The organism is Roseinatronobacter domitianus, from assembly GCF_023336755.1.
GTDB lineage: Bacteria > Pseudomonadota > Alphaproteobacteria > Rhodobacterales > Rhodobacteraceae > Roseinatronobacter > Roseinatronobacter domitianus.
Genome location: NZ_JALZWP010000012.1, coordinates 1 through 18,645 on the forward strand (window position 1 = coordinate 1; position 18,645 = coordinate 18,645).

The window sequence follows — 18,645 nt, forward strand, 5'->3', positions numbered from 1 at the left end:
AGCCGGGGCTCCTTTGAGCTCGTCACCGGAATGCGATCCGGCGGCGTCTTCAAGCTGCCGGCCGGGGCGTGGACCGACGACACGGCGATGGCGCTCTGCCTCGCAGACAGCCTGCTCGCTGCGCCTGAGCTGGACCATCAGGACCTCCTCGACCGGTTTTGCGACTGGGCCGCGAACGGAGCCAACACGAGCACCGGCGTGTGCGTCGGCATTGGCCAGAACACCCTACGCGTCCTGGGGAACTATCATCGGACCGGGGCTCTGCGTGCCCCCGAGACCCGCCAGAAGTCCGACGGTAACGGTGCGCTCATGCGCTTGGCGCCTGTCCCGGTGAGGCATTGGCGCGACCTCGGGGTCGTCCGGCGCGTGGCCGGAGAGCAGAGCCGGACCACGCATTATTCGGACATATCAGCGGGTGCGTGCGAGCTGACCGCCGTGATCCTCGCCGGCCTGATCTCGGGCCGGACATGGCGCGAGGCCCTGGTGGTGCCGCAGGACCCGAGCTGGCCCGACATCGTGAAGGGTCTCGATCCCGCTACGGACTGGCAGGCGCGGCCCCGTGACAGCATCAGCTCGTCCGGGTTCGTGATCCACACGCTGGAAGCCGCCCTCTGGGCAGTGGACAACACCTCGAGTTTCGAGGAGGCCGTCCTGCGGGCCGTCAACCTCGGCGATGACGCCGACAGCGTCGGCGCGGTGGCCGGCCAACTCGCTGGCGCGCGCTACGGTTTGGGCGCCATCCCGGCGGGCTGGCGGCAGGAGCTCGTCGGCACGGAGAAAATCGAGAAGGTCGGGCGCGCACTCTTCGCCGCCAGTCACGAATGACATGTGACATGCGCTCGGGGCAGGCGCAGGCCCAGTCCATGACCATGGTTCAGACCGGGGCGAATTTGATGTCCCCGCCGCCGCGACGCCCACCCGTCACTTGTCGGACCTTCGGGAACACCATGACCTGTCAGTGAAACTGAACTGCGGCACATGACGGCCTGCGTTATTCCGTTTATGGGGTAACGCAGACCTGATCAGACTGAAAATCCCCTACAGGAGCTAAAAATGACGGTACCGACACCATTCCTTTCAAGCCGACAGAAGACACCCCTTCTTGCCACTTCAGACACCCCCAAGAAGAACCTGCGTATCGCCTGTGTTCTCGCGTTCCTCAGTCCTCTCTTTCTTGTAGGACCCGCCTTGGCTGAAGAGGAGAATATCTCCACTGAACTCCGCTTTGAGGTCGTGGGGGAACGTCTGATGTTCAACGGCCGCGTAGCGAGAGAAGACGGGTATGTCGGAATTGAATATGGTGATGCGCGCGACCTGCGCCAAATCCTGCGAGACAACCCCGAAATTACAACACTGGAGCTCGATTCTGATGGTGGTGTGAGGCTTGCAGCGCTCGAAATGACTGTCGCTGTCACAGATTTTGGTCTGAATACTGTTGTGACCGAACGCTGTGAGAGCGCCTGCACGTTGGTTTTCCTGGCCGGCGAAACTAGAACGCTCACGCGTGGCGCGCGTCTTGGGTTCCACAGTGGGAGCTGGGCGCCCGACAGCATGAAAGAGTTTTACGAGGACATGCGTGAATCGAGTGGCTGGCTTGATGAGTTTGCCTTTGCCTCATGGGCTTACGAAGAAGGCTTGCGGGCCTTCAACAAGTCGCTGGAATTCCTTGTGTCACGAGGTGTGGATGTTCAGTTCATCACCCGCGCGGCCTATGTTAATTTCTCTGATATATGGTACCCGACCCGGGACGAGCTGGTAAAATTTGGCATCATTCATCTTCCAGAATGAAGACATGGTTTTTATGGAAGCGGGGGGCGCAGCAGCCCCCCAAAAATTAGGTAGATTCCAGGAGGGGCAGTGGCTCCCTTCTAACCCAAGAGCTTGCGACCATAAGACAGCCCTCGAGGCGGAAATGTTGGGCTCGGGAAGGGTTGGCTGGGTGAGTGTTGTTGAGTAAAGCAGGTATGATCTGTTATGATTAGATATGAAGGAGGACTCTTCATGTCCAGACTGACCATCTCGATGCCCGACCAGATGAACGAGTGGGTCGAGTCCCAAATCGCCGCGGGCCGCTACGGTAACGTTAGCGAATACTTCCGGGACCTGGTGCGGCGCGACCAAGAGCGCAAGGAAGCGGCCATGGCCGAGCTCCGGACTGTGCTTGAGCGCGCGGAAGCGAGCGGTGTCTCCGATCGCACGTTCCCGGATATCCTGGAGGCGGCGCGCCGGGAGGCCCGGCAAAAGGGCCTGCTTCGTGACGAAAATTGAGTTCACGCACGACGCCGAGCGGGACCTGATCAACATCTTCCTCTACGGGATCGAACATTTCGGCCCGGTTCAGGCCGAGAGGTACGCGAAGACGCTCAACGCCAAGATCGAGATGGCGGGAGAGCACCCGGATTTCGGAGCGGATTACGGTTTCGTCATCAGTGGTGTTCGTCGGTACGAGGCTGTGTCCCACGCCGTGTACTATCGTTCCACTCAAACAGGTATTCTCGTGCTACGCGTCCTGCACGGCCGGATGGATCCGGCCCGCCATCTCGCGTGACAAAATCTACTCGCTATGATCATCGCTTATGGGCCGAGACCCCTGCCGCGAACCGGGCAGCCCGATCATCCGGCATCGCCTGGACGGCCTCACGTTCGGCCTTGGGCGTGAATTTCGGGATTTGCGGTGGGGCGGGCGGCCCGATGAACTCACGCTGCTCCGCAAGAAGATCGTCAAAGGTCAGGCGGTGCGGCGTCATCATGTGGTCCCTTCGTCCGGCGGGATCGCCGTGACGTGAAACACATCCTTGTTGTCGATCAGCTCGACAGCAAACCCCAATCTCGCAAGGCGTTCACCGGCCTCCTTGCGGATGCGGCGCCGGGAAGCCTGATCGTCGATGCCGTAGACCTCGATGAAGGCGAAACCGGCCTGCCCATAGTGCGCCTGCCCGACCAGATAGAAATCGAGGTCCGGATTTGCCGCCTGGAGGTCTTGTTCCACTCGCCACAAGGCGTGAGGACGATCCAGGCGATCAGAATTTTGATCCTTGTTCGGCATACCCGACCCCCTCATTTGCGCCTCTGGCGCATTTCGAACGCATATGTAGCGTTGAAATGTATCTGTTAAACAGCGGCTTAACCTAGGGTGTCAAACCTTCTCTTCGCACGCATCCGAAGGGGCAGATCTGACACCCTCCGAGTCGGTGGCGCGCAGTATCCGTCTAAAGGGGAGCTGCACTCTCCGTCCGAGATCAGACCCCTGTTACGGCGCTGGCTCGGCCACGCTCAGCTCTCCACCACGGCATCACACCCCATGTCCAATCTCTGGAGGCGGCCAGATCTGCGCCGGATACCCTGATGACCGGTCCAGCCCGAAACGACCGTTTTGGGACCTAATGAGATTATACCGTATCCAGTCCCCGAAACAGCTCGGCCAACGCCGCCTGGCTCGGTGCACGTTTCATGATCGCGAACCGCGAAAGATGGGGGAGCCCGATCCAGGTTCCGTCTGAAAACCTCCCCCTAGACGCCGTATAATTACCCCATCCAACAGGATATGATTTGACATCGTTCACGCCGAGAAGCTGTGCAACCTCCCGGTTGGCGGTTGCCCCCATGGACACAACAAGGGAGGGGCGGGCTGTCTTCAGGATTTCCGCCCACAGTGTTCTTCCGAACTCGATTGCACCGGGTGCGTTTTCGAGGGTGTCCTCACTTGGTGAACGAAAGGGGACCAGATTCCCTGCCAGAACCTCCTCGGGGGGTACGTTGAGGCGCCGGAACAGCTCCAGGACCTGATCCTGGAGCTGGCTGCTGGCTCCCCAGTTCTCGACCTCTTTCCGGTAAGCTGAGCCCCGTTCGCTCGAAAACACGCCGTGATCAGGATCGATGGTCGTCCCGCCGGGGTTCAGCCCGACAAAGGCCACCCGAGCCCCATCCAGAACACGACACGGGCTGTACAGCAGACGCCAGCCAAGCGGCCTACCGCTTGGGTTCTGGCGTAAGCGGGTCTCGTAGGCGAGCTGAATAGCGTTTTCGATTTCTGCGGGTCTCATAGGGCCTCGATGTCACGCCTCAGAGTCGCGGCCAGCTTGGGAAGTCCCGACTTCGTCAGATCGAACAGAAACTCCGAAGCCGTCATCGGCGGGGTCCGGTATCGCTTTCGGACCCGGGAAAGCGCCCGCGCAGCCTCAGACGGGAACAGCTCGTAGGTGCTGACCAGCATGTCGTCCGCTCCGAGCGTCTCGATCCCGTATTCTTCTAAGACGGCCGCGGGGAAATCGTGGCGGTTCTCCGTGACGATGACCTGCGCCGATGCCCGGATCGCGGCGGCGAGAACGTGCCGGTCCCCGGGGTCTGGGAGCTCGAGGCTGGGCATGATCGGCTGGTAACCGGTCACGAAGCACTCGTCGAACACCTCTCGGATCATGGCCTCCTGCTGACGCACGCTGGTCTCCAGGCGTGGTTTCAGGCGGATCAGGTTCCGGGTCCATTCATCGAGGATGTCGTCCGTGAACCGGGCCCGGAAAAGCCCTTCGTGTGCGAAGGTCAGCAGCACATCCCGGACCCGGAAGGGGAACAGGACGTTCGCATCCAGAAGCACCACGAAAGGGTTCGCGACGATGCTCATCCCTGATCGAATTCCTGTCCGAGACGGGCGAGGTCATCGAGAACATCTTCTCGGCGGCGCCTCTTGCGGTCCCGATACGCCATCAGGGCGTCGAGCGGGACACGTCTGTGTTTCCCGACCTCTTCGAAGTCGATCTCACCCTCCTTAAGCAGCTTCGTCAGATGTGGCCGGGAGACGTTCAGCATGTCGGCCGCCTGCTGTGTCGTCAGCATCGTCCCTACGGGTACGAGCGTGACCATGTTGCCGCTGGCGACATGTCCCAGTAGCTCGATGATCAGATGCCCCACGGCCGGCGCGATCCGGACCGGTGATCCGTTCTCTCCCGTGATCCGCAGCCCGCCATCCAGCTCCATCGCCACCGCAATGGCGGTGGCGGCGTGGGCAGCGCTGTCGATTTCATCTGGTGTCGGTGGACGCTCCATCAGCCCACCATGGTCAATCTTGGACATGGGTCTCCCTCCGGTTTTCACCACATATGGAACGTCACGCGCACCATCACAACAGAAATATCCGAAATATGAGAAATAAACGAAAAAGATTCACGTGATCCTGTCCGTCACCACCCTGATCAAGACCGTTTTCATCGAAGAGAAACTAGATCACCGGCCGGGGGCGCGGCAGTTAACTCTCGTGTGAGTGGTCATTTTGACGGCTTGAAACGCCTTAGCGCGTTACAAACCGTGCCCGTTACATCCCCCTGTAACGGGAAAAGATCAATTAAATCAACGATGTTTCAATGTTACACCGTTTCAGGGATGAATATGTCTCTCTGCGCGCGCGTGTGCGTGTGTGTGTAGGCGTATATACCTTTATCTTTTTCTTTGTAACAAACATACACACATATAGAAAAATACCTTTATTCTTATAGGTTTAGGGGTGTTACAAGGCCTGTAACATCCCCGTAACGGGGCTGTAACAGGACCTGTTTTGTAACGCGATGGCCCCGGTCCGGCACAGACGCTAACCGGCGTCGTCGCCGATTTGCGAAAAATGTTCCTGAGGTCGCGGCCCCAGCCCATACTGATCCGTCTGTCATGCAGCATACAGAGGGGCGCGGGAGCGCCCGCCACTGTTGACGAATGCCCGCGACGGTCTGCGAAAACCTAACTATATAAATCAATGGTTTATACGATATCCTGGATGGATGCAGACGCCGTGATGTGATAGAAGGCCTTATGGAATCCTGGGAGGGGGACATGATCTTCACGCAGAACACCAGACGGTAGCGCTGACCCGTCACCACCGATGAAACCCGCATCTCCACTACACCAAAGACCTGATCTGGCTCGGATCGCCGAGGGGGACGTGCCGCTGAGCGCGTCTGAGAGGGATGCTCTGGGCCGTGTGGGCGTCGACGCGTCAGATGCCGTGTCCGACGCGGATTTCTACAGGTCGGGTCCCGTGCTGGAGGGCATGACCCGACAGGCCCTCATGACGGCCGATGCCGTCCCGCTTGCCGAAGCGGCGCGGCGGATGGGGGTGAGCGATGCCCGCCTCCGACAGCGTATCGCCGCCGGCTCCCTGATGGCCGTACATCGCCCTCACGGGCGCGGCTGGCTCATCCCGGCGTTCCAGCTGACGGAGGCCGGAGAGGTCCCGCATCTCGGCCGCGTTCTGCAGGCAACGGGACGTCCGGTTTCCGCCCAAGCCATGGACCGGTTCTTCCGAACCCCCCGTGAGGATCTTGAAGGGGTGTCGCCCCGGGAGTGGCTGATCGCGGGTGGTGATCCTGCGATCATAGAGAGCATCCTCAGCGGTCTTTGACCGAGGCCCTCCAACTCATGGACCATCTGCCAAGATCCCCCGGGGCGCCACCTGAGCTGCTGCCGGTTTCGTGGACTGGGGGTTAAGCTAGCATAGCGCGGGCCTCGAACTCCATGGGACTTAGATAGCCCAGCTCCGGCGCCCCAGATTTGCGAAAAACGTTGCTGAAGTCGCGAGTCCCAGAACACGCTGCTCGGCCGCAACCCAGCATACTAGGGGTGCGGGAGGCTCGTCCGCGATTGGCGAATACCGACGACGCCTTGCGAAAAAACTAATCAATATAAATCAATGGTTTAGTCGATTTTATGAATGGATATCGATACCATGATGTGATAGAAGCCTTATGGAGCCTCTGGGAGGCGGACATGGCATTCACACTACACAACAGATGGTAGCGCCGGACGGCTGACCCGTCGCCACTTCCCGATCCCGCATCTCAACCTCAGACCTGATCCGGTTCGGATCGGGACGACCTCCTGCTGCTCGAAAGACCCGCCGATGACCCTGATCGTTTCCTCCTGCGCGCCGGTCCGGTCCCCACTCGCTGAGGGAGGTCGCGATGACTGACGCCCGCCAGCCCGGATTCGACGAGGCGATCGATTATCTCGTGAAACGGACAAGGCCGGACCCCCGCCCTACCGGGTTCGACGAGGACGACCTTGTTGACGCGTCCGACGATCCGGGGATCGTCCCACGCAAACCGTATCCGGACGAGATCCTGGACGCGCTGGCGATCCTGCGCCTCTGTCGCGCCGTCGAGGACACTGGAGATCAACCGTTGAGCCCTGCGCGTGGCCTACTGACGACCATCGTCGCGCGTACCTGGGAAGACCGGAAGCGGCTCGCTAAGGTCATCCCGGAGCTCTCGTCGGCGCAGAGCGCTGTCACAATCCTTACAGAAGAACCACCGGACCGGAACCGCAACGCCAGCGACTTCATCAAGAAGCTCGAAGGGATGCTCGAGCTTGGCCGCCGCACAATCGCGATTCTATCGACCCCGGAGGGACTATCCGCGCCGCTGGCTATTCTGGAAACCGCCCGGGTCATCGTGCCGCCGCTCAATGCGCGCATGCTTACCCTGATGCTCGAATATCTGTACCCCGGCGCCGATATTCAGGTCCCGCTGACCGACCTCCAGATCGCTAGGCTTCCGCCGCTGGCGTTCGGGCCAGCTTTCGTCTCTGAAGACGTGGAGAACGCGATCGCCCATCTGCGCCATCTCGGGATGCGCCCTGTCGCAACGACGACCGGACCCACGCTCGACGACGTCCATGGCCAGCCCGAAGCTGTCGGGGTGCTCCGGCAGGTCGTACGCGACCTTGAGGCTTGGCGGGCCGGGAAGATCAGGTGGGCCGAGGTGACCAGATCGTTCCTCTTGTACGGGCCGCCCGGGACGGGGAAGACGCTACTCGCCCACGCTCTGGCTGGATCGGCCGGTATCGGTTTCGTGAAAACCTCGTATAGCGATTGCCAGCGGGCGGGCCACCAAGGCGACATGCTGCGCGAGCTGAACGCGGCGGCGGACCGCGCGATCACCGGGGCTCCCGCGGCGTTTTTCGTCGATGAAATCGACAGTTTTTACGCGCGGGACATGTCGAGTAATGGATATGTGATAGGGGTTGTTAACGGTTTGCTCACCTTGCTCGACCGGCTTTCAGCGACGGAGGGTGTTGTTCTGATCGCCGCCACAAACGACCCGAAAAGGGTCGATCCGGCGGTCATCCGGTCTGGACGATTTGATCGTCACATCCGGGTCAGCGCGCCCAATCGGGCCGGAATCCGCGCCATGCTGGAGGCGGCCCTGAGATGAGTGTGAGTGACACAGACCTCGATCGTTTGGCGGACCAACTCCTCGGCCTCTCCGGGGCGGAGGTGGCGGCCGTTATCCGTGACGCGCGCACCCGAGCCCGGGCGTCTGAGCGTGAGCTGACGCTCACGGACCTCCAGGCCGCAGCTGACGCGGTCCAGCCGACTCCGGACCAAGATCTGCTCTGGCGCGTTTGCGTCCATGAAGCCGGACATGTGGTTGCCGGGCACCTGCTGAGACTACCGCCAGCGACGTCGGCCCGAGTCACGCCGCGCGGAGGCGAGGTTCTACGCGCCCACCTGCCGCACATGACGGACCGGACCGTTCGTGACGTGATGTGCGCTGTACTCGCGGGGCGTGCCGCTGAAGCGCTCTTTTTCGGGGACATCTCGTCAGGTGGTGGTGAGGGTATGGGCAGTGATCTCGCCCAGGCGACCGAGCTCGCCACTAGGTTCGAGGCGGGGTTCGGATTCGGCGAGACCCTTGCTTGGATTCCGCCGGACACCCCTGTTCCTTTGCTCCCGGAAAACCTCCGGACGCGGGTCGAAGCCGCGCTTCAGGACGCGAACCGGACCGTTCACGGGCTGCTGGAGGGGCAGCAGGACCTCATTCGGCGCGTCGCGACCAGCCTTTCAGAGCGGCGCGAGCTGGACGCCGACGAGATCGCAGCGCTGTTCACCGGATCCGGTGAACCATGCGGGGAGAGCGCGTGATGTGGGAAGAAAACATGGACCCTAGGTGCCCACTTCTGGATGAGCTGATCACAGTCCGCGCGCTGCTCGGGGAGGATCCGGGGGAGTGGGGTTCGGTCAAGCTGACGCTCAGCCCGTGCCTCCGTCTGTTGTTCGCCGGCTATGCGCAGGACCAGGCCGACCAAGGCCGGGGAGCGGCCCGGCTCATAGACCTCATCTCGCACCTGGAACACCTCAGCACCGCGCAGCCCAGGGCAGAGGAGCTTCGGGATGCCCCTCTTCTGGATGAGTGGTCTGCTGGTGTTGGGGGTGACGGCTGCGCGCGGCTTTTCGGCCGGGTTACCGGACATCCTTTGCTACGCGAAAGGGCACGGATCTACACTTCACCCTACCTCCAAGTCGATCCACAGTCGGGGTGGGCCCGGACCTGGAGCCGGTTCTATCGGCTCGGTCGGCATGATCGGCGGTTCCTCGCGGAGATGATCATGGACGGTGCCGTTGGGCCCACAGAACCGATCAAGCTTTGACAATGGGGGCTGCATATGTCGTTGGCGCTGATGAGTTGCAAAAAATCCGGGCTCACCTCAAGAAAATTCTGCCTATACGAATACTACTCCCAGACCCAATCAACGAAAACGACATTATGACCGTTTCAGGGATCTACGCCTTTCTTAAGCGAGGCCGGGTATGGGCGCACCTATACCTCGGAAAGTCCTTCGAGCGCCTTGGTCCCCGTGCCAGCGAACAGCTTCATCTGCGCCAGTGGGCGACCCACCTTCTGTTGTTTCCCCTGCCAGGCCTCCGACCCGAAACGCTTACCGTGATTGAAAAACGACTTCTTCGGATATGTGCGAGGAAGTTTTTTTGGGCGTATTTGGATAACGAACGTGATCTTTCCGCGCCACACCCAGACCCATTCCTGAAAGGGGGAATATATCCGGACCTGGATGATCTCGTTTTAAAGATCGCTGGCACTGTCCTTACAGGGCTCGAGCCCTCGTGGGAGCGCCGCAAGAAACTGTCCCCAACGCACACTCTCAGAACGCCGAACGGCGACACTTACGGTATGGCTTCACGACAAGGTGGATGGACGTATCTGCTGCCCGGGTCCCGATTACCATCTCGTTTTCCGAACTACCGGGCGATCAAAAAGGACCCTGCCGCGCTTGAAAGACTCGAGGGATTCTACCGCCGCGGTGAGATCGCCTGGCGTCCGAGAAGAGGAAGTCGGCAGGCGGGGTTTGTTGTCACGGAACCGGTCCTGTTCAAGAAGATAAGCTCAGCCGCACGGATGCTCTATGTGGGCGAGAAGGTTACCGAAGAGTGGGAGCTCATAACGCCCAAGTAGGACACATGAAAATGGGACAATCGGATGCCAGAATGACAGATGTTCTCAGGGATACCCGTCCCGTACGCGTTATGCAGTAATTTGAGCGTCGACTATGTCGCCGCGCTGGCCCGGTTCCCGGAAATCAGCCCCGCGTTCCGGGTCCTCTCATGTTTTGTCGGCTGCATGAAGCCGGACCGCCGCATCTATGAGCTGGTGCTTGAGGCCGCAGGCGTACCAGCGGCCCGCATCCTGTTCGTCGGCGACACTCCAGCCGCTGATCTAGAGGGACCAATCCGCGCTGGCATGCGGGCTGTTCATATCGATGCGTTTCTGAATTCCTTCGCTGAGAGAGACAGGCGCGATGACTTTGGGGACGCTTTCCGTGCGGCACGGGGCACAGTATCTCGCGATTTGGACATAGAAAGCTGATCCGTGGAGGAAATGGTACGAATGCGAAAAACCGTACCATTACGATTTCCGGACCCGCCCCAGCACCGCTCGGGAGCCGTCAGGGTTTTCTAGCCGCCAGGCTCGGATCGCCGCAGGATTTCACGCCCTAGTGGGCGTGAAGCACCACATAAGTCAGCCCCTTATAGGCTGGATGAACGTTTCGACACACCCCTGTTGGGGCGAGCGAGTTTAGCCTCAAGCCGATCGATCTTGTTCAAGCTGTCAGACAAGAGTGTGTGGAGATGGGCGATTTCCTCGTCCGCGTAATACGCGCTGAGAGCCGCCTCGGTCTGCATCTCACGTATCCGCTCAGCAACCCGATCTACGATTTGGGACCAGAGGCGTACCCCGAACGCGCCGGCTTCTTCTTTCACGTCTTCCGGCATATCGAGCGCCACTTCGGCAAGCAGATGAGCGCGTTGCGCATGCCAGGTCTGAAGTGCTTTCCGGATATCACGTTTTGAGCCACGGCCACGGCGGTCGAGGATAGCGTCGTAAGTCAGCCGTTCGCCGGCGGCGTGCATATCGGCGCAAAGGGCGAGGAGCTCGTCATGTACAGCCAATTGGTACTCCTTAATTTTGAAGTACCATTCCGTTTTTCGCAAGCTCGGTCAAGCGGATGGTACTCCATCAGAAACCGTACCATGTCCGTAAACGCGACGTCGAGGACCTATGCGGCGAGGCTTGACGGCTGCGTACAGATACGGAAAAAGTTAAGAACGGTCAGGGACGAAATCGAGGTTGTCGCTCCGGCGTCAGGCTTGGCTGATTGCCGTCCGGCCGTGGAACGGGCCGGCTGAACGCATGGCTTAGAAGTCTTCGTCGAAGTCGTGGTCATATCCCCTGAGATCGCGAACCTTCCTCGCGAGGATCTCTATTTCTTCCTGATGTTCTCTGACCCTGTTACGTAGGCCCTCAAGTTCTGGCTCATGCTGTGCTGTCGCGGCATCCCAGCCTGCCTTCCATGCCTGATGGAATAAGGTTGAGACCTTCTTCTGGAGAGCTTGAGGTGGTCCTGATGTTTCATCCTGCCCTGACGCGTTGTCTCTAGGCTGTTCTGGGGCGTCGGCCCCAACATCATCCGGAGCTTTGGGTGATCCGGAAGTTTTTTTGCGCGTCTCCCATGCCACCTGCCGAGGACTCTTCATCTCAGGGCGGCTTTCGAGGGCTTCGTCGTATCGTTTTTTCAGATCCACATAGGGGACCGGGCTTGGTCCTACAGCGTCTGCTAAGGCCTTCAGACCTTCCTGTGCATCAATTCGATACAGTCGTTCTGCAACCTCGATCGAAGAGATTTTCGGCGCTTCTGCGCCGCCCTGTTCGAGATCTCCTGGAGCATGTGTATGTAGGAACGCATATGCGCGTCTGACTTTGTAGAGGTGTCCCGCCGAGATGGGCGCACCAAGTTCCGTCAGCTTATCCCGGAGCACATCTTGCCAGGGCCGTCCGGATGCATCGCCCCGGGAGTAAGCTTCCAGCTCAAACAAGAGTCGACCGATTGTCACCCAGTTCTTGGCCTGCTCCTGAGTTAAGTTACGAAGGGAGTGCTCCGGCGGTGCTGGCAGCATGGTGCAGTCCTCTTTTTTGGATGAGTTATCCACATACAGCTTCGGTGACGTCCCGACAATCAAAACCTTGTGGCGCGCGTTGTTTGCGGGCTCGCGTGGTGAAGAAAAAGTGAGAGATGGGAAGAATGGATACTTGATCTAATGCTAATTTAAGTTTAGATGAGTCATCCAAGATAGACTTGGAGAGCTCAACGGCGCCCTGCAGGGTCGCTGTGATGCAGCCACCTAGACACAAGAAGGAGAAGGCCTTTGAATGTTATCGCCGACAGCATGGCTGTCATCACCACTTTGTACCAAACTGGTGCTCTCGGGATCGGAGAAATGCGTGCGACGCTTGAGCTTCGCATCGAAGAAGACGGGACTGTGACCCTGGTTGCGAGAGACCAGCATCATACTGAGCTCAGCACGTTCAGCGAAGCACACGGTCTCACCTTGACGGCTGGAACCCTGCTTTGCCGGGACCAGGCCGTCATCGCCGATATCGACAAGGTCTCTGACCTGGCCAGGCAGCTCGAGCCGCTCGTTGCGCGTGTTCTGCCTGGGCGGGACAGCTACTGGGACGGCTCGAACTGGATCGGCCGTCTTGAAGAGGACGCATGGGCTGCGTGGACCGAAATCACTGCCTTCTTCGAAGAACTCGAGGCCGAGCGGTGGACCACTGACGCGGCCGTCTGGGATGCGGAGGATTACATTTCCTATGGGCATGATGTCACCTCCCAGACGACGGATGCGGAGTTGAACCAGCTCGCGGCGGAATATGTCGCGGAAGCCGAAAGAGAAAATATTTACTTTCTCTACGGGTCGCATGGCGAGGGGCCCGAGGCCATGTGTGAAATTCTCTTCGAGATGCGTAAAGCGCTCAGGGCTGACGACGAGGAGGACTGGGGCGAGGAGTATCAGGACCTCAAGGGTGTCATCAGTAACGCCGCACAGGCTTTCCTTGCCTCTGATGATGATGCTGAAAGTGGCGCTGTCGCCTTTCATGTGGGGAAGTGCCACGACGAAGTCTGGCAGGCCGTATTCACTCGTGGCCCTTCCTTGGAACTGGGTATGACCCGCATCGCGACTGGGGCGCAGGCTGAGGAGTTTCTCCGCGACCCTTCCACCGCGGCCCACATCGTTTTCAACTGCTGGGACGAAGACTGGACCGAATAACCACCCGAAGCATTCGAGGGTGCGGTTGGGTTCTGAGCTACCCATCCTCGAGGGGGTGAACCTTCAACTTAAACACAAAACGGAACGGAATATGGCTCTCAGGATCGAAAAAGTCGTGGCGGATCACATCGATGAGTACGCAACCCGCGAGGAATTCCACGAGGATTATGCGGGAGTTGCTATGGATGGGCTCGACGACCCGACCCACTACGACGCTGTGCTTATCAGACGCAATGCGGAGAATGGCCTCGTCACCTTCGTCGCGACACATGGCTTCTGGCGTGAAATACCTGAAGAGGGAGAGGCTGAGGTTGAGAAGCTCAGAGTCTACGAGGTTGAGTTTTCCCACTGGACGGACGAACCGCTTGGCGAACTTGCACTTTTGGCCAGTTTTGCGGCTCTGGACGCCGAGCACGGCTACGATCGCGCGATGTTCGGCGGCAGTCTTGTCAAGGATTATGAGACAGCCCTGAACGCGTGGAAGAAGGATTTGTGAAAAACTATTTCCTAACAGATACTTATATGTGGAAAACCCCAGATCTTCGGATGATTTTTTCGCCCACCTAGACTACTCTAAAGGAAGGAGACACGGAGTAGGAACATGACTGAATACCACAGTATCGAGGCGATCGCAGATCGCTTCAAGCGCAACCCGCGTACGATCCGCGACTGGATCAACCACGGCTGCAAGACCCCGGACGGCACGATCCGGCTCCAGGCCGCAAAGCTGGGAAAATCATGGGTCGTGAAGCGCGACTGGCTCGAGTTCTTCGAATTCCAGATCAAGCCGCGCCCGGTGTTGGAAGAACTGGACCTCGATGAATAAGCGCGTTGTGACCACCCAGACGGAGACCTATCAGGCCGTCGCAGACCGCCTGACCACGGCTTGGCCTGCGGGGACCCCGGAGGCCAAGAAGGGCGCGCGGATCGCCCGCCGTATTCTCTGGGTGTGCCGTCAGGCAAACTGGGTTCCTGAGACGACCGTGGCCTCGCACCAGGCGGTGACGAAATTTTTTGATACGCACACGCCCGCCACGTTCGGGGTGACGCCCGGCACCTACGCGGTTTACCGCTCCGAGGTCCTTTCCGTTCTGAAACCCCAACCGGTCCGGAAGGGGCGGTACATCCTCCAGATGACGGGTGTTTACCGCGAGGTCCATGACCGGACTGTGGATTCCGGCATGCCCGAGGCGTTCCGGTGGCGCTGCTCGCCTCTGCTCTGGTATCTCCACGATCACGGGATCGCGCCGCCTGATATCAGCGTTGACACGCTGATGGAGTACTATCAGTTCAGTCTTGACGTGGAACAGCTGGCGGAGGAGCGAGCCCGCCGCCGCGCACAAGACGCCGCCAAGTATATCTCTTTGATGGCGAGCGACCCGGACTTCGGAGAGTTTGGGTTCTGCCCGGTGGAGATCACGTTTCCCAACAGGTCGATCAAGTATAATGTCCCGCGCGACATCGCCGACGCCCTCCTCAAGGAATACGACAACCGCGTGGTCCTCTGGGCACGGGGCGAGGTGTCCAACAAGGGCGAGACGTGGGCTGAGTACATCGCGCGCCTTGATGCGGCCGAGACACCAGCCTCGACCTCTGACAAGAAGCGGGCCTGGAAGGCCCGTCAGGCATACCAGGATACCATGGCGAAGGGAGAACAGGTTTCCCGGGCGCCGGCAAAGGGCTTCATGCCGGAGAGCCGCAGATGGAAGCCGGCGACGGTCCGGAGCCGCCGTGACCACTGCGCAACCTGCGCGAAGGTGATGTACGAGGCGGGACAGTTTCACATCGAAACGGTCGAAGAGCTGACGGACCCCGAAATCGTCGAAGCCATCGCGAAACGGCTGGATGCGCGCAAGCCCAAAGATAACCCCCAGTCGTCCTACACCAGCGGTATCCTCTCGTTTATTTCAACCCTGGCGAAGGATTTCGTGCAACGCCCCCCGGACGATCTGGAGAAGATCGGAAAGGTCAAAACGAAGTACGGGAAGAAGCACGAAGGTATCGCGTTTAAGAACAAGGAAATACTACGAAAGTTTACGGATGCACGTATTCAGGCACTGATCGATATGCCTGACAGGATTACAGCGCATCTGAACCGGGAGGTGGTGCGCCGTCGCGAAGCGTATCGGCAGGAGCATGGGGTTCTTCCTCCTCCCGTGGCGGTGTTCGACCAGTCCTTGATCAAGCAGGTCATGCTCGCGCTTGCGGCGCACATCATGCTGACGCGGGCCCCACGGCGCTCGAATCTGGCGGGCCTGCGCCTTGAGTGGCTCCGGTGGCGGGACGGGTGCGCGACCCTGGAAGTCCCGGCACCGTTCGTCAAGTCACGCAAGGTGCAGGATCCCCCGCTGATCATTCCCCTTGATGTCAAGGTGAGCAAACTTCTGGACCAGTACCTAAAGAGCTTGAGGCCAAAGATGCTCCATCCGGATGATGCCCAGAACCCGTTCCTCTTCCCCTCGCCGCCTCACGCCGGAAAGCAGCGGTTCGGCGGGTTCTATGTCGGCTTGCCGGATAGACTTGTGGATCAGGTCCATGAACGGGTCGGGGTGCGCATCCACCCACATCTCTGGCGCCACCTGCTTGGGTGGATCTGGCTTAAGGAAGACCCGGACAAGTTGCCCGCCGTGCAGAAGCTTCTTGGGCACAAGAGCATCGAAACGACGATCAAATATTACGCGGACATCGACGAGAGCGTGGTCCTGAAGAAGTGGCTGGAGTATCTGGATGGCAAGAAAACGTAAGCTCGACCCCGAGACCGCGCGGCTCTGGGATCGGCTGAGCGAACGTCACCCCGAATATCCGGCATCCCGCAAGGCCGCGATCGTCTCCGCCTATCGCGGATACCGTGAGGAATTCGGGAGCTGCCTTGTCTCTGATTTAGCCCTAAGGAGGTACCTGAAACGTCTGTTCCGGGAAAAAGGCGCGAACCAGGGCTACGCTGTGGCGATGCACCTGCGCGATGCGCTGAGGAGCCTCTGGGGGGATGACGCAGGGGCAACCGTGACCCGTCATGCCCGGGATATCCAGCCCCAAGCCGAAGTGACTCTGAAATCCGAGTGGGACGCCGTCCGGGGGGCTGTGGCCCACTTGCCCGCCGCGTGGCGTGCCCCGTTCGACGATTTCGTTACACGGTGTGAAACCGATCCACCTGACGATGCCCTGAGCCCCTTCACGCTTCAGGGCATGGCGGAGGCGCTCTCAAGTTGGGCCCGCTTCCAGCGCGACGACACCTCCCGCCCCCTGACAGGAGCCGAGCTGAATGACTACGCGGCGCATCTGGCAGAATCCGGGGTCTGGGTGTCGGCCGTGCGCTCCGCGGTCACGAAAATCTATATGTGCTATACGCACATCATTACCCCCGGGTTTAGGTCTGGTGCCTGCCAGGCCGTTCTACGGGACCTGAAGGGACGGGCAGAAACCGCTGGCCCCTGCCGGAAAACACCCGCGCAGATCGTGCCCGCGAGTCTGCTCTACAGAACGGGTCAGGAGATGATGGCCGAGGCCCAGTCCGGTTCCAGCCACGACATGCGGGCGGCCACCCTGTACCGGAACGGGCTTCTGCTGACGGTTGCCGCGGCCCTCCCTTTGCGGCGCCGCGCCCTGGCGAGCCTGGACCTCGCCACGAGCTTTCGTCTTGAGGAGCGGCCGGTTATCCGGATCGACATATCTGGCCATTACCTCAAGCTTCGGTATGCCGAGAAAAATTACAGGCGCTACCAGGCGCAGCTCACCAGTCCGGTCGTGTGGGACGCTGTGCAGGTCTGGCGACAGCGGTTCCGCCCCATCTTTGATGGCGGCACGGCCCTGTGGCCGAGCGTGCGGGCCCGGGGCGAAGCCTTGGTCGCTGACGTCCTTGGGCAAGTTTTCGGGGAGACGACGGCCGAGCGCATCGGGGTCCGGGTTCCGATCCACCGGATCCGGGACTGCGCGGCGACTGAGTGCATCGAGGAGCTGGAACATGGAGCGAGCTGGGCGCAGCACCTGTTGAATCATCGTTCTGCACAGACGGCCACCCAATTCTATGACCACTCCACCGGCGTTGCCGTCAGCCGCGAATTCGGGCAGATTGTGGCGGCGCGCAGGTCCGATCCGGTGGACCTGATCCTATGAGTTGGAATCGCTTCCGCTCACCGCCGCAACTGCCTGTAATTGTTCATATTCGTAAGAATGGTTAAAAACGGTATAAGACGCGTCAACCGAGTTCGTCCCTGACCGTTCTTAACTTTTTCCGTATCTGAACGCATCCGCCGTTAACCGCCCCGGATCCGACCGGATACCCCTTAACCACTTCGTTTTTCGCAAGAAAAGGGCACCCGTTTCAAGGTGCCATGTTCACTCCGCTCAAGTATGGAAGGATGGATTTTCGCAAACTGGACGGGTCACGTGCGCCATGACCGAACGGGCACCAGCCCCCCCATCGAATTTCCAATGAGGGGGCTCTGATGATCAGATCAGGGCTCCGGGGTGTCGTCAGGCTCCGGGGTCGGGACCTCCTCAAGGGAGGGCTCGTCCCGGACCGACTCCGGGAACACCGGGATGTCGTCCAGGTCCGACTTGATCTGGTCCATCCGGCGCCGGTGGATCGGGACGGTGGAGGCGCGACGGATCGGGTCCCGCATCTCCTCCGCCAGGAGGGTGAGCACCTCCTCGGTCAGGTCGTTCCGGATCGTGGTCAGGAACTGCCGGGTCTTGTCGGAAACCCCGGTCATCCCGGTCATGGCGACCCAGATCGGGCCGTTCATCTCGCAGGCGAGACCCGCGTGCGCGAGCAGCGGCTCGTCGGCCGGGTCAAAGCCGGGCCCGATCTGGACCAGGCGGATGTCAGAGTCGATCGGGTGAGCGACGACGATGGGCGGGTCTGTGGACATATGTCCCTCCTCTTTTGTTTCTAAAGAGAAGGTCGCCTGACCGCGTGAAAACTCCTAGAAGAATCGAAAAGATATCCAAATAAATACATGATAAGAAATAGTTTTTCTATAATTCAGCAGCCACGAAGAAGAACAATGAAAGGTACTTTCAGGTATCCCGTTGCACACGTACAGCGGGCCTAAAGCTGGAGGAACTCATGCACCCGGCATCGTCGCACGGACCCGGTCAAGGGTGTCCAGCGCATCCTCCAAAGTTTTCACCGCCCCGAATTTCTCACGGCTGCTCATGTTGGGGTTGCGCTGCATGACCCCGATCCCCTCCTCCAGAGCGTGCCGGACACCTACCCCACGATCTTCTGACCGAGAAACCAGCTGGCTCATCAAGACCTG

At 60.0% G+C, this 18,645-nt stretch carries 24 protein-coding genes; 15 read left to right on the plus strand and 9 right to left on the minus strand.

Annotated elements, in window-relative coordinates; all coding sequences use genetic code 11:
- The 4 genes from M3N55_RS12030 to M3N55_RS12045 all read left to right on the plus strand — a co-directional run.
- The coding region (locus tag M3N55_RS12030; protein WP_249059377.1) for an ADP-ribosylglycohydrolase family protein at positions 1 to 825 on the plus strand (825 nt) is incomplete at its 5' end.
- Positions 826 to 1,053: 228 nt separating this feature from the next.
- Positions 1,054 to 1,788, plus strand: coding sequence for a COG3904 family protein (locus tag M3N55_RS12035; RefSeq protein ID WP_249059378.1), 735 nt, complete (start codon positions 1,054 to 1,056; stop codon positions 1,786 to 1,788).
- Between the two features lie 213 nt (positions 1,789 to 2,001).
- Positions 2,002 to 2,268, plus strand: a complete 267-nt coding sequence (locus M3N55_RS12040) for a type II toxin-antitoxin system ParD family antitoxin (RefSeq protein ID WP_249059379.1) — start codon at positions 2,002 to 2,004, stop codon at positions 2,266 to 2,268.
- Positions 2,255 to 2,548: a type II toxin-antitoxin system RelE/ParE family toxin gene (locus tag M3N55_RS12045; protein ID WP_249059380.1), complete on the plus strand. Its 294-nt coding sequence runs from the start codon at positions 2,255 to 2,257 to the stop codon at positions 2,546 to 2,548. The genes M3N55_RS12040 and M3N55_RS12045 overlap by 14 nt, the downstream gene beginning before the upstream one ends.
- 19 nt (positions 2,549 to 2,567) lie before the next feature.
- Here M3N55_RS12045 and M3N55_RS12050 read toward each other — a convergent pair whose 3' ends face one another.
- The 5 genes from M3N55_RS12050 to M3N55_RS12070 all read right to left on the minus strand — a co-directional run bounded on the left by M3N55_RS12050 (position 2,568) and on the right by M3N55_RS12070 (position 5,067).
- On the minus strand, positions 2,568 to 2,750 hold the full coding sequence (locus M3N55_RS12050) for a hypothetical protein (protein ID WP_249059381.1): 183 nt from the start codon (positions 2,748 to 2,750) through the stop codon (positions 2,568 to 2,570).
- Entirely contained in the window at positions 2,747 to 3,046 is a 300-nt protein-coding gene (locus tag M3N55_RS12055) for a hypothetical protein (RefSeq protein WP_249059382.1), read from the minus strand. The genes M3N55_RS12050 and M3N55_RS12055 overlap by 4 nt, the downstream gene beginning before the upstream one ends.
- A 343-nt stretch (positions 3,047 to 3,389) precedes the next feature.
- Positions 3,390 to 4,043 (minus strand): uracil-DNA glycosylase family protein, encoded by a 654-nt coding sequence (locus M3N55_RS12060; RefSeq protein ID WP_249059383.1) that lies wholly within the window; start codon positions 4,041 to 4,043, stop codon positions 3,390 to 3,392.
- Positions 4,040 to 4,618 (minus strand): PIN domain-containing protein, encoded by a 579-nt coding sequence (locus M3N55_RS12065; protein ID WP_249059386.1) that lies wholly within the window; start codon positions 4,616 to 4,618, stop codon positions 4,040 to 4,042. Before M3N55_RS12065 ends, M3N55_RS12060 begins: the two co-directional genes overlap by 4 nt.
- A complete protein-coding gene (locus M3N55_RS12070; RefSeq protein WP_249059388.1) occupies positions 4,615 to 5,067 on the minus strand; it encodes a helix-turn-helix domain-containing protein in 453 nt (150 codons plus the stop codon). Before M3N55_RS12070 ends, M3N55_RS12065 begins: the two co-directional genes overlap by 4 nt.
- 895 nt (positions 5,068 to 5,962) lie before the next feature.
- Between M3N55_RS12070 and M3N55_RS12075 the strand changes: the two genes are divergently transcribed.
- The 6 genes from M3N55_RS12075 (at position 5,963) to M3N55_RS12095 (ending at position 10,640) form a co-directional block, all read left to right on the plus strand.
- Positions 5,963 to 6,382 carry a hypothetical protein gene (locus M3N55_RS12075; protein WP_249059390.1) on the plus strand — a complete coding sequence of 140 codons (420 nt, stop codon included), beginning with the start codon at positions 5,963 to 5,965 and terminating at the stop codon, positions 6,380 to 6,382.
- Between the two features lie 559 nt (positions 6,383 to 6,941).
- Positions 6,942 to 8,192 (plus strand): AAA family ATPase, encoded by a 1,251-nt coding sequence (locus M3N55_RS12080; RefSeq protein ID WP_249059400.1) that lies wholly within the window; start codon positions 6,942 to 6,944, stop codon positions 8,190 to 8,192.
- 2 nt (positions 8,193 to 8,194) lie between these two features.
- A complete protein-coding gene (locus tag M3N55_RS12085; RefSeq protein ID WP_249059401.1) occupies positions 8,195 to 8,902 on the plus strand; it encodes an ATP-dependent metallopeptidase FtsH/Yme1/Tma family protein in 708 nt (235 codons plus the stop codon).
- Between the two features lie 14 nt (positions 8,903 to 8,916).
- Entirely contained in the window at positions 8,917 to 9,408 is a 492-nt protein-coding gene (locus M3N55_RS16860) for a DUF6634 family protein (RefSeq protein ID WP_428982650.1), read from the plus strand.
- A gap of 2 nt (positions 9,409 to 9,410) precedes the next feature.
- The gene (locus M3N55_RS12090) at positions 9,411 to 10,229 is read left to right on the plus strand and encodes a hypothetical protein (RefSeq protein ID WP_249059402.1); all 819 of its coding nucleotides are present in this window, start codon (positions 9,411 to 9,413) and stop codon (positions 10,227 to 10,229) included.
- A gap of 39 nt (positions 10,230 to 10,268) precedes the next feature.
- A complete protein-coding gene (locus M3N55_RS12095; RefSeq protein WP_346429270.1) occupies positions 10,269 to 10,640 on the plus strand; it encodes an HAD family hydrolase in 372 nt (123 codons plus the stop codon).
- Between the two features lie 161 nt (positions 10,641 to 10,801).
- On the opposite strand, the gene M3N55_RS12100 is transcribed toward M3N55_RS12095, so the two are convergent.
- Together M3N55_RS12100 and M3N55_RS12105 are read right to left on the minus strand one after the other, a co-directional pair.
- Positions 10,802 to 11,224, minus strand: a complete 423-nt coding sequence (locus M3N55_RS12100; protein WP_249059405.1) for a DNA-binding protein — start codon at positions 11,222 to 11,224, stop codon at positions 10,802 to 10,804.
- Between the two features lie 246 nt (positions 11,225 to 11,470).
- Positions 11,471 to 12,229: a hypothetical protein gene (locus M3N55_RS12105; RefSeq protein ID WP_249059407.1), complete on the minus strand. Its 759-nt coding sequence runs from the start codon at positions 12,227 to 12,229 to the stop codon at positions 11,471 to 11,473.
- 249 nt (positions 12,230 to 12,478) lie between these two features.
- On the opposite strand from M3N55_RS12105, the gene M3N55_RS12110 reads away from it, so the two are divergent.
- From M3N55_RS12110 to M3N55_RS12130, 5 genes are all read left to right on the plus strand, one after another.
- Positions 12,479 to 13,384 carry a hypothetical protein gene (locus tag M3N55_RS12110; protein ID WP_249059409.1) on the plus strand — a complete coding sequence of 302 codons (906 nt, stop codon included), beginning with the start codon at positions 12,479 to 12,481 and terminating at the stop codon, positions 13,382 to 13,384.
- A 91-nt stretch (positions 13,385 to 13,475) separates the two neighbouring features.
- Complete coding sequence (locus tag M3N55_RS12115) at positions 13,476 to 13,880, plus strand: hypothetical protein (RefSeq protein ID WP_249059410.1); 405 nt, start codon at positions 13,476 to 13,478, stop codon at positions 13,878 to 13,880.
- Between the two features lie 105 nt (positions 13,881 to 13,985).
- Positions 13,986 to 14,210: a helix-turn-helix domain-containing protein gene (locus tag M3N55_RS12120; RefSeq protein WP_249059413.1), complete on the plus strand. Its 225-nt coding sequence runs from the start codon at positions 13,986 to 13,988 to the stop codon at positions 14,208 to 14,210.
- Positions 14,203 to 16,128: a site-specific integrase gene (locus M3N55_RS12125; protein ID WP_249059416.1), complete on the plus strand. Its 1,926-nt coding sequence runs from the start codon at positions 14,203 to 14,205 to the stop codon at positions 16,126 to 16,128. Before M3N55_RS12120 ends, M3N55_RS12125 begins: the two co-directional genes overlap by 8 nt.
- On the plus strand, positions 16,112 to 17,497 hold the full coding sequence (locus tag M3N55_RS12130; protein ID WP_249059418.1) for a hypothetical protein: 1,386 nt from the start codon (positions 16,112 to 16,114) through the stop codon (positions 17,495 to 17,497). Before M3N55_RS12125 ends, M3N55_RS12130 begins: the two co-directional genes overlap by 17 nt.
- Positions 17,498 to 17,838: 341 nt before the next feature.
- On the opposite strand, the gene M3N55_RS12135 is transcribed toward M3N55_RS12130, so the two are convergent.
- A complete protein-coding gene (locus tag M3N55_RS12135) occupies positions 17,839 to 18,255 on the minus strand; it encodes a hypothetical protein (RefSeq protein WP_249059420.1) in 417 nt (138 codons plus the stop codon).
- Between the two features lie 195 nt (positions 18,256 to 18,450).
- Positions 18,451 to 18,636 carry a hypothetical protein gene (locus M3N55_RS12140; RefSeq protein ID WP_249059421.1) on the minus strand — a complete coding sequence of 62 codons (186 nt, stop codon included), beginning with the start codon at positions 18,634 to 18,636 and terminating at the stop codon, positions 18,451 to 18,453.
- Between the last annotated feature and the right edge of the window lie 9 nt (positions 18,637 to 18,645).

Bases quoted from the DNA above. Each gene is read 5' to 3' on its own strand.
- M3N55_RS12035 (WP_249059378.1), top strand. From the start codon at position 1,054: ATGACGGTACCGACACCATTCCTTTCAAGCCGACAGAAGACACCCCTT.
- M3N55_RS12040 (WP_249059379.1), top strand. From the start codon at position 2,002: ATGTCCAGACTGACCATCTCGATGCCCGACCAGATGAACGAGTGGGTC.
- M3N55_RS12050 (WP_249059381.1), bottom strand. From the start codon at position 2,750: ATGATGACGCCGCACCGCCTGACCTTTGACGATCTTCTTGCGGAGCAG.
- M3N55_RS12055 (WP_249059382.1), bottom strand. From the start codon at position 3,046: ATGCCGAACAAGGATCAAAATTCTGATCGCCTGGATCGTCCTCACGCC.
- M3N55_RS12060 (WP_249059383.1), bottom strand. From the start codon at position 4,043: ATGAGACCCGCAGAAATCGAAAACGCTATTCAGCTCGCCTACGAGACC.
- M3N55_RS12065 (WP_249059386.1), bottom strand. From the start codon at position 4,618: ATGAGCATCGTCGCGAACCCTTTCGTGGTGCTTCTGGATGCGAACGTC.
- M3N55_RS12070 (WP_249059388.1), bottom strand. From the start codon at position 5,067: ATGTCCAAGATTGACCATGGTGGGCTGATGGAGCGTCCACCGACACCA.
- M3N55_RS12080 (WP_249059400.1), top strand. From the start codon at position 6,942: ATGACTGACGCCCGCCAGCCCGGATTCGACGAGGCGATCGATTATCTC.
- M3N55_RS16860 (WP_428982650.1), top strand. From the start codon at position 8,917: ATGGACCCTAGGTGCCCACTTCTGGATGAGCTGATCACAGTCCGCGCG.
- M3N55_RS12090 (WP_249059402.1), top strand. From the start codon at position 9,411: ATGGGGGCTGCATATGTCGTTGGCGCTGATGAGTTGCAAAAAATCCGG.
- M3N55_RS12095 (WP_346429270.1), top strand. From the start codon at position 10,269: ATGTTCTCAGGGATACCCGTCCCGTACGCGTTATGCAGTAATTTGAGC.
- M3N55_RS12105 (WP_249059407.1), bottom strand. From the start codon at position 12,229: ATGCTGCCAGCACCGCCGGAGCACTCCCTTCGTAACTTAACTCAGGAG.
- M3N55_RS12115 (WP_249059410.1), top strand. From the start codon at position 13,476: ATGGCTCTCAGGATCGAAAAAGTCGTGGCGGATCACATCGATGAGTAC.
- M3N55_RS12120 (WP_249059413.1), top strand. From the start codon at position 13,986: ATGACTGAATACCACAGTATCGAGGCGATCGCAGATCGCTTCAAGCGC.
- M3N55_RS12125 (WP_249059416.1), top strand. From the start codon at position 14,203: ATGAATAAGCGCGTTGTGACCACCCAGACGGAGACCTATCAGGCCGTC.
- M3N55_RS12130 (WP_249059418.1), top strand. From the start codon at position 16,112: ATGGCAAGAAAACGTAAGCTCGACCCCGAGACCGCGCGGCTCTGGGAT.
- M3N55_RS12135 (WP_249059420.1), bottom strand. From the start codon at position 18,255: ATGTCCACAGACCCGCCCATCGTCGTCGCTCACCCGATCGACTCTGAC.
- M3N55_RS12140 (WP_249059421.1), bottom strand. From the start codon at position 18,636: ATGAGCCAGCTGGTTTCTCGGTCAGAAGATCGTGGGGTAGGTGTCCGG.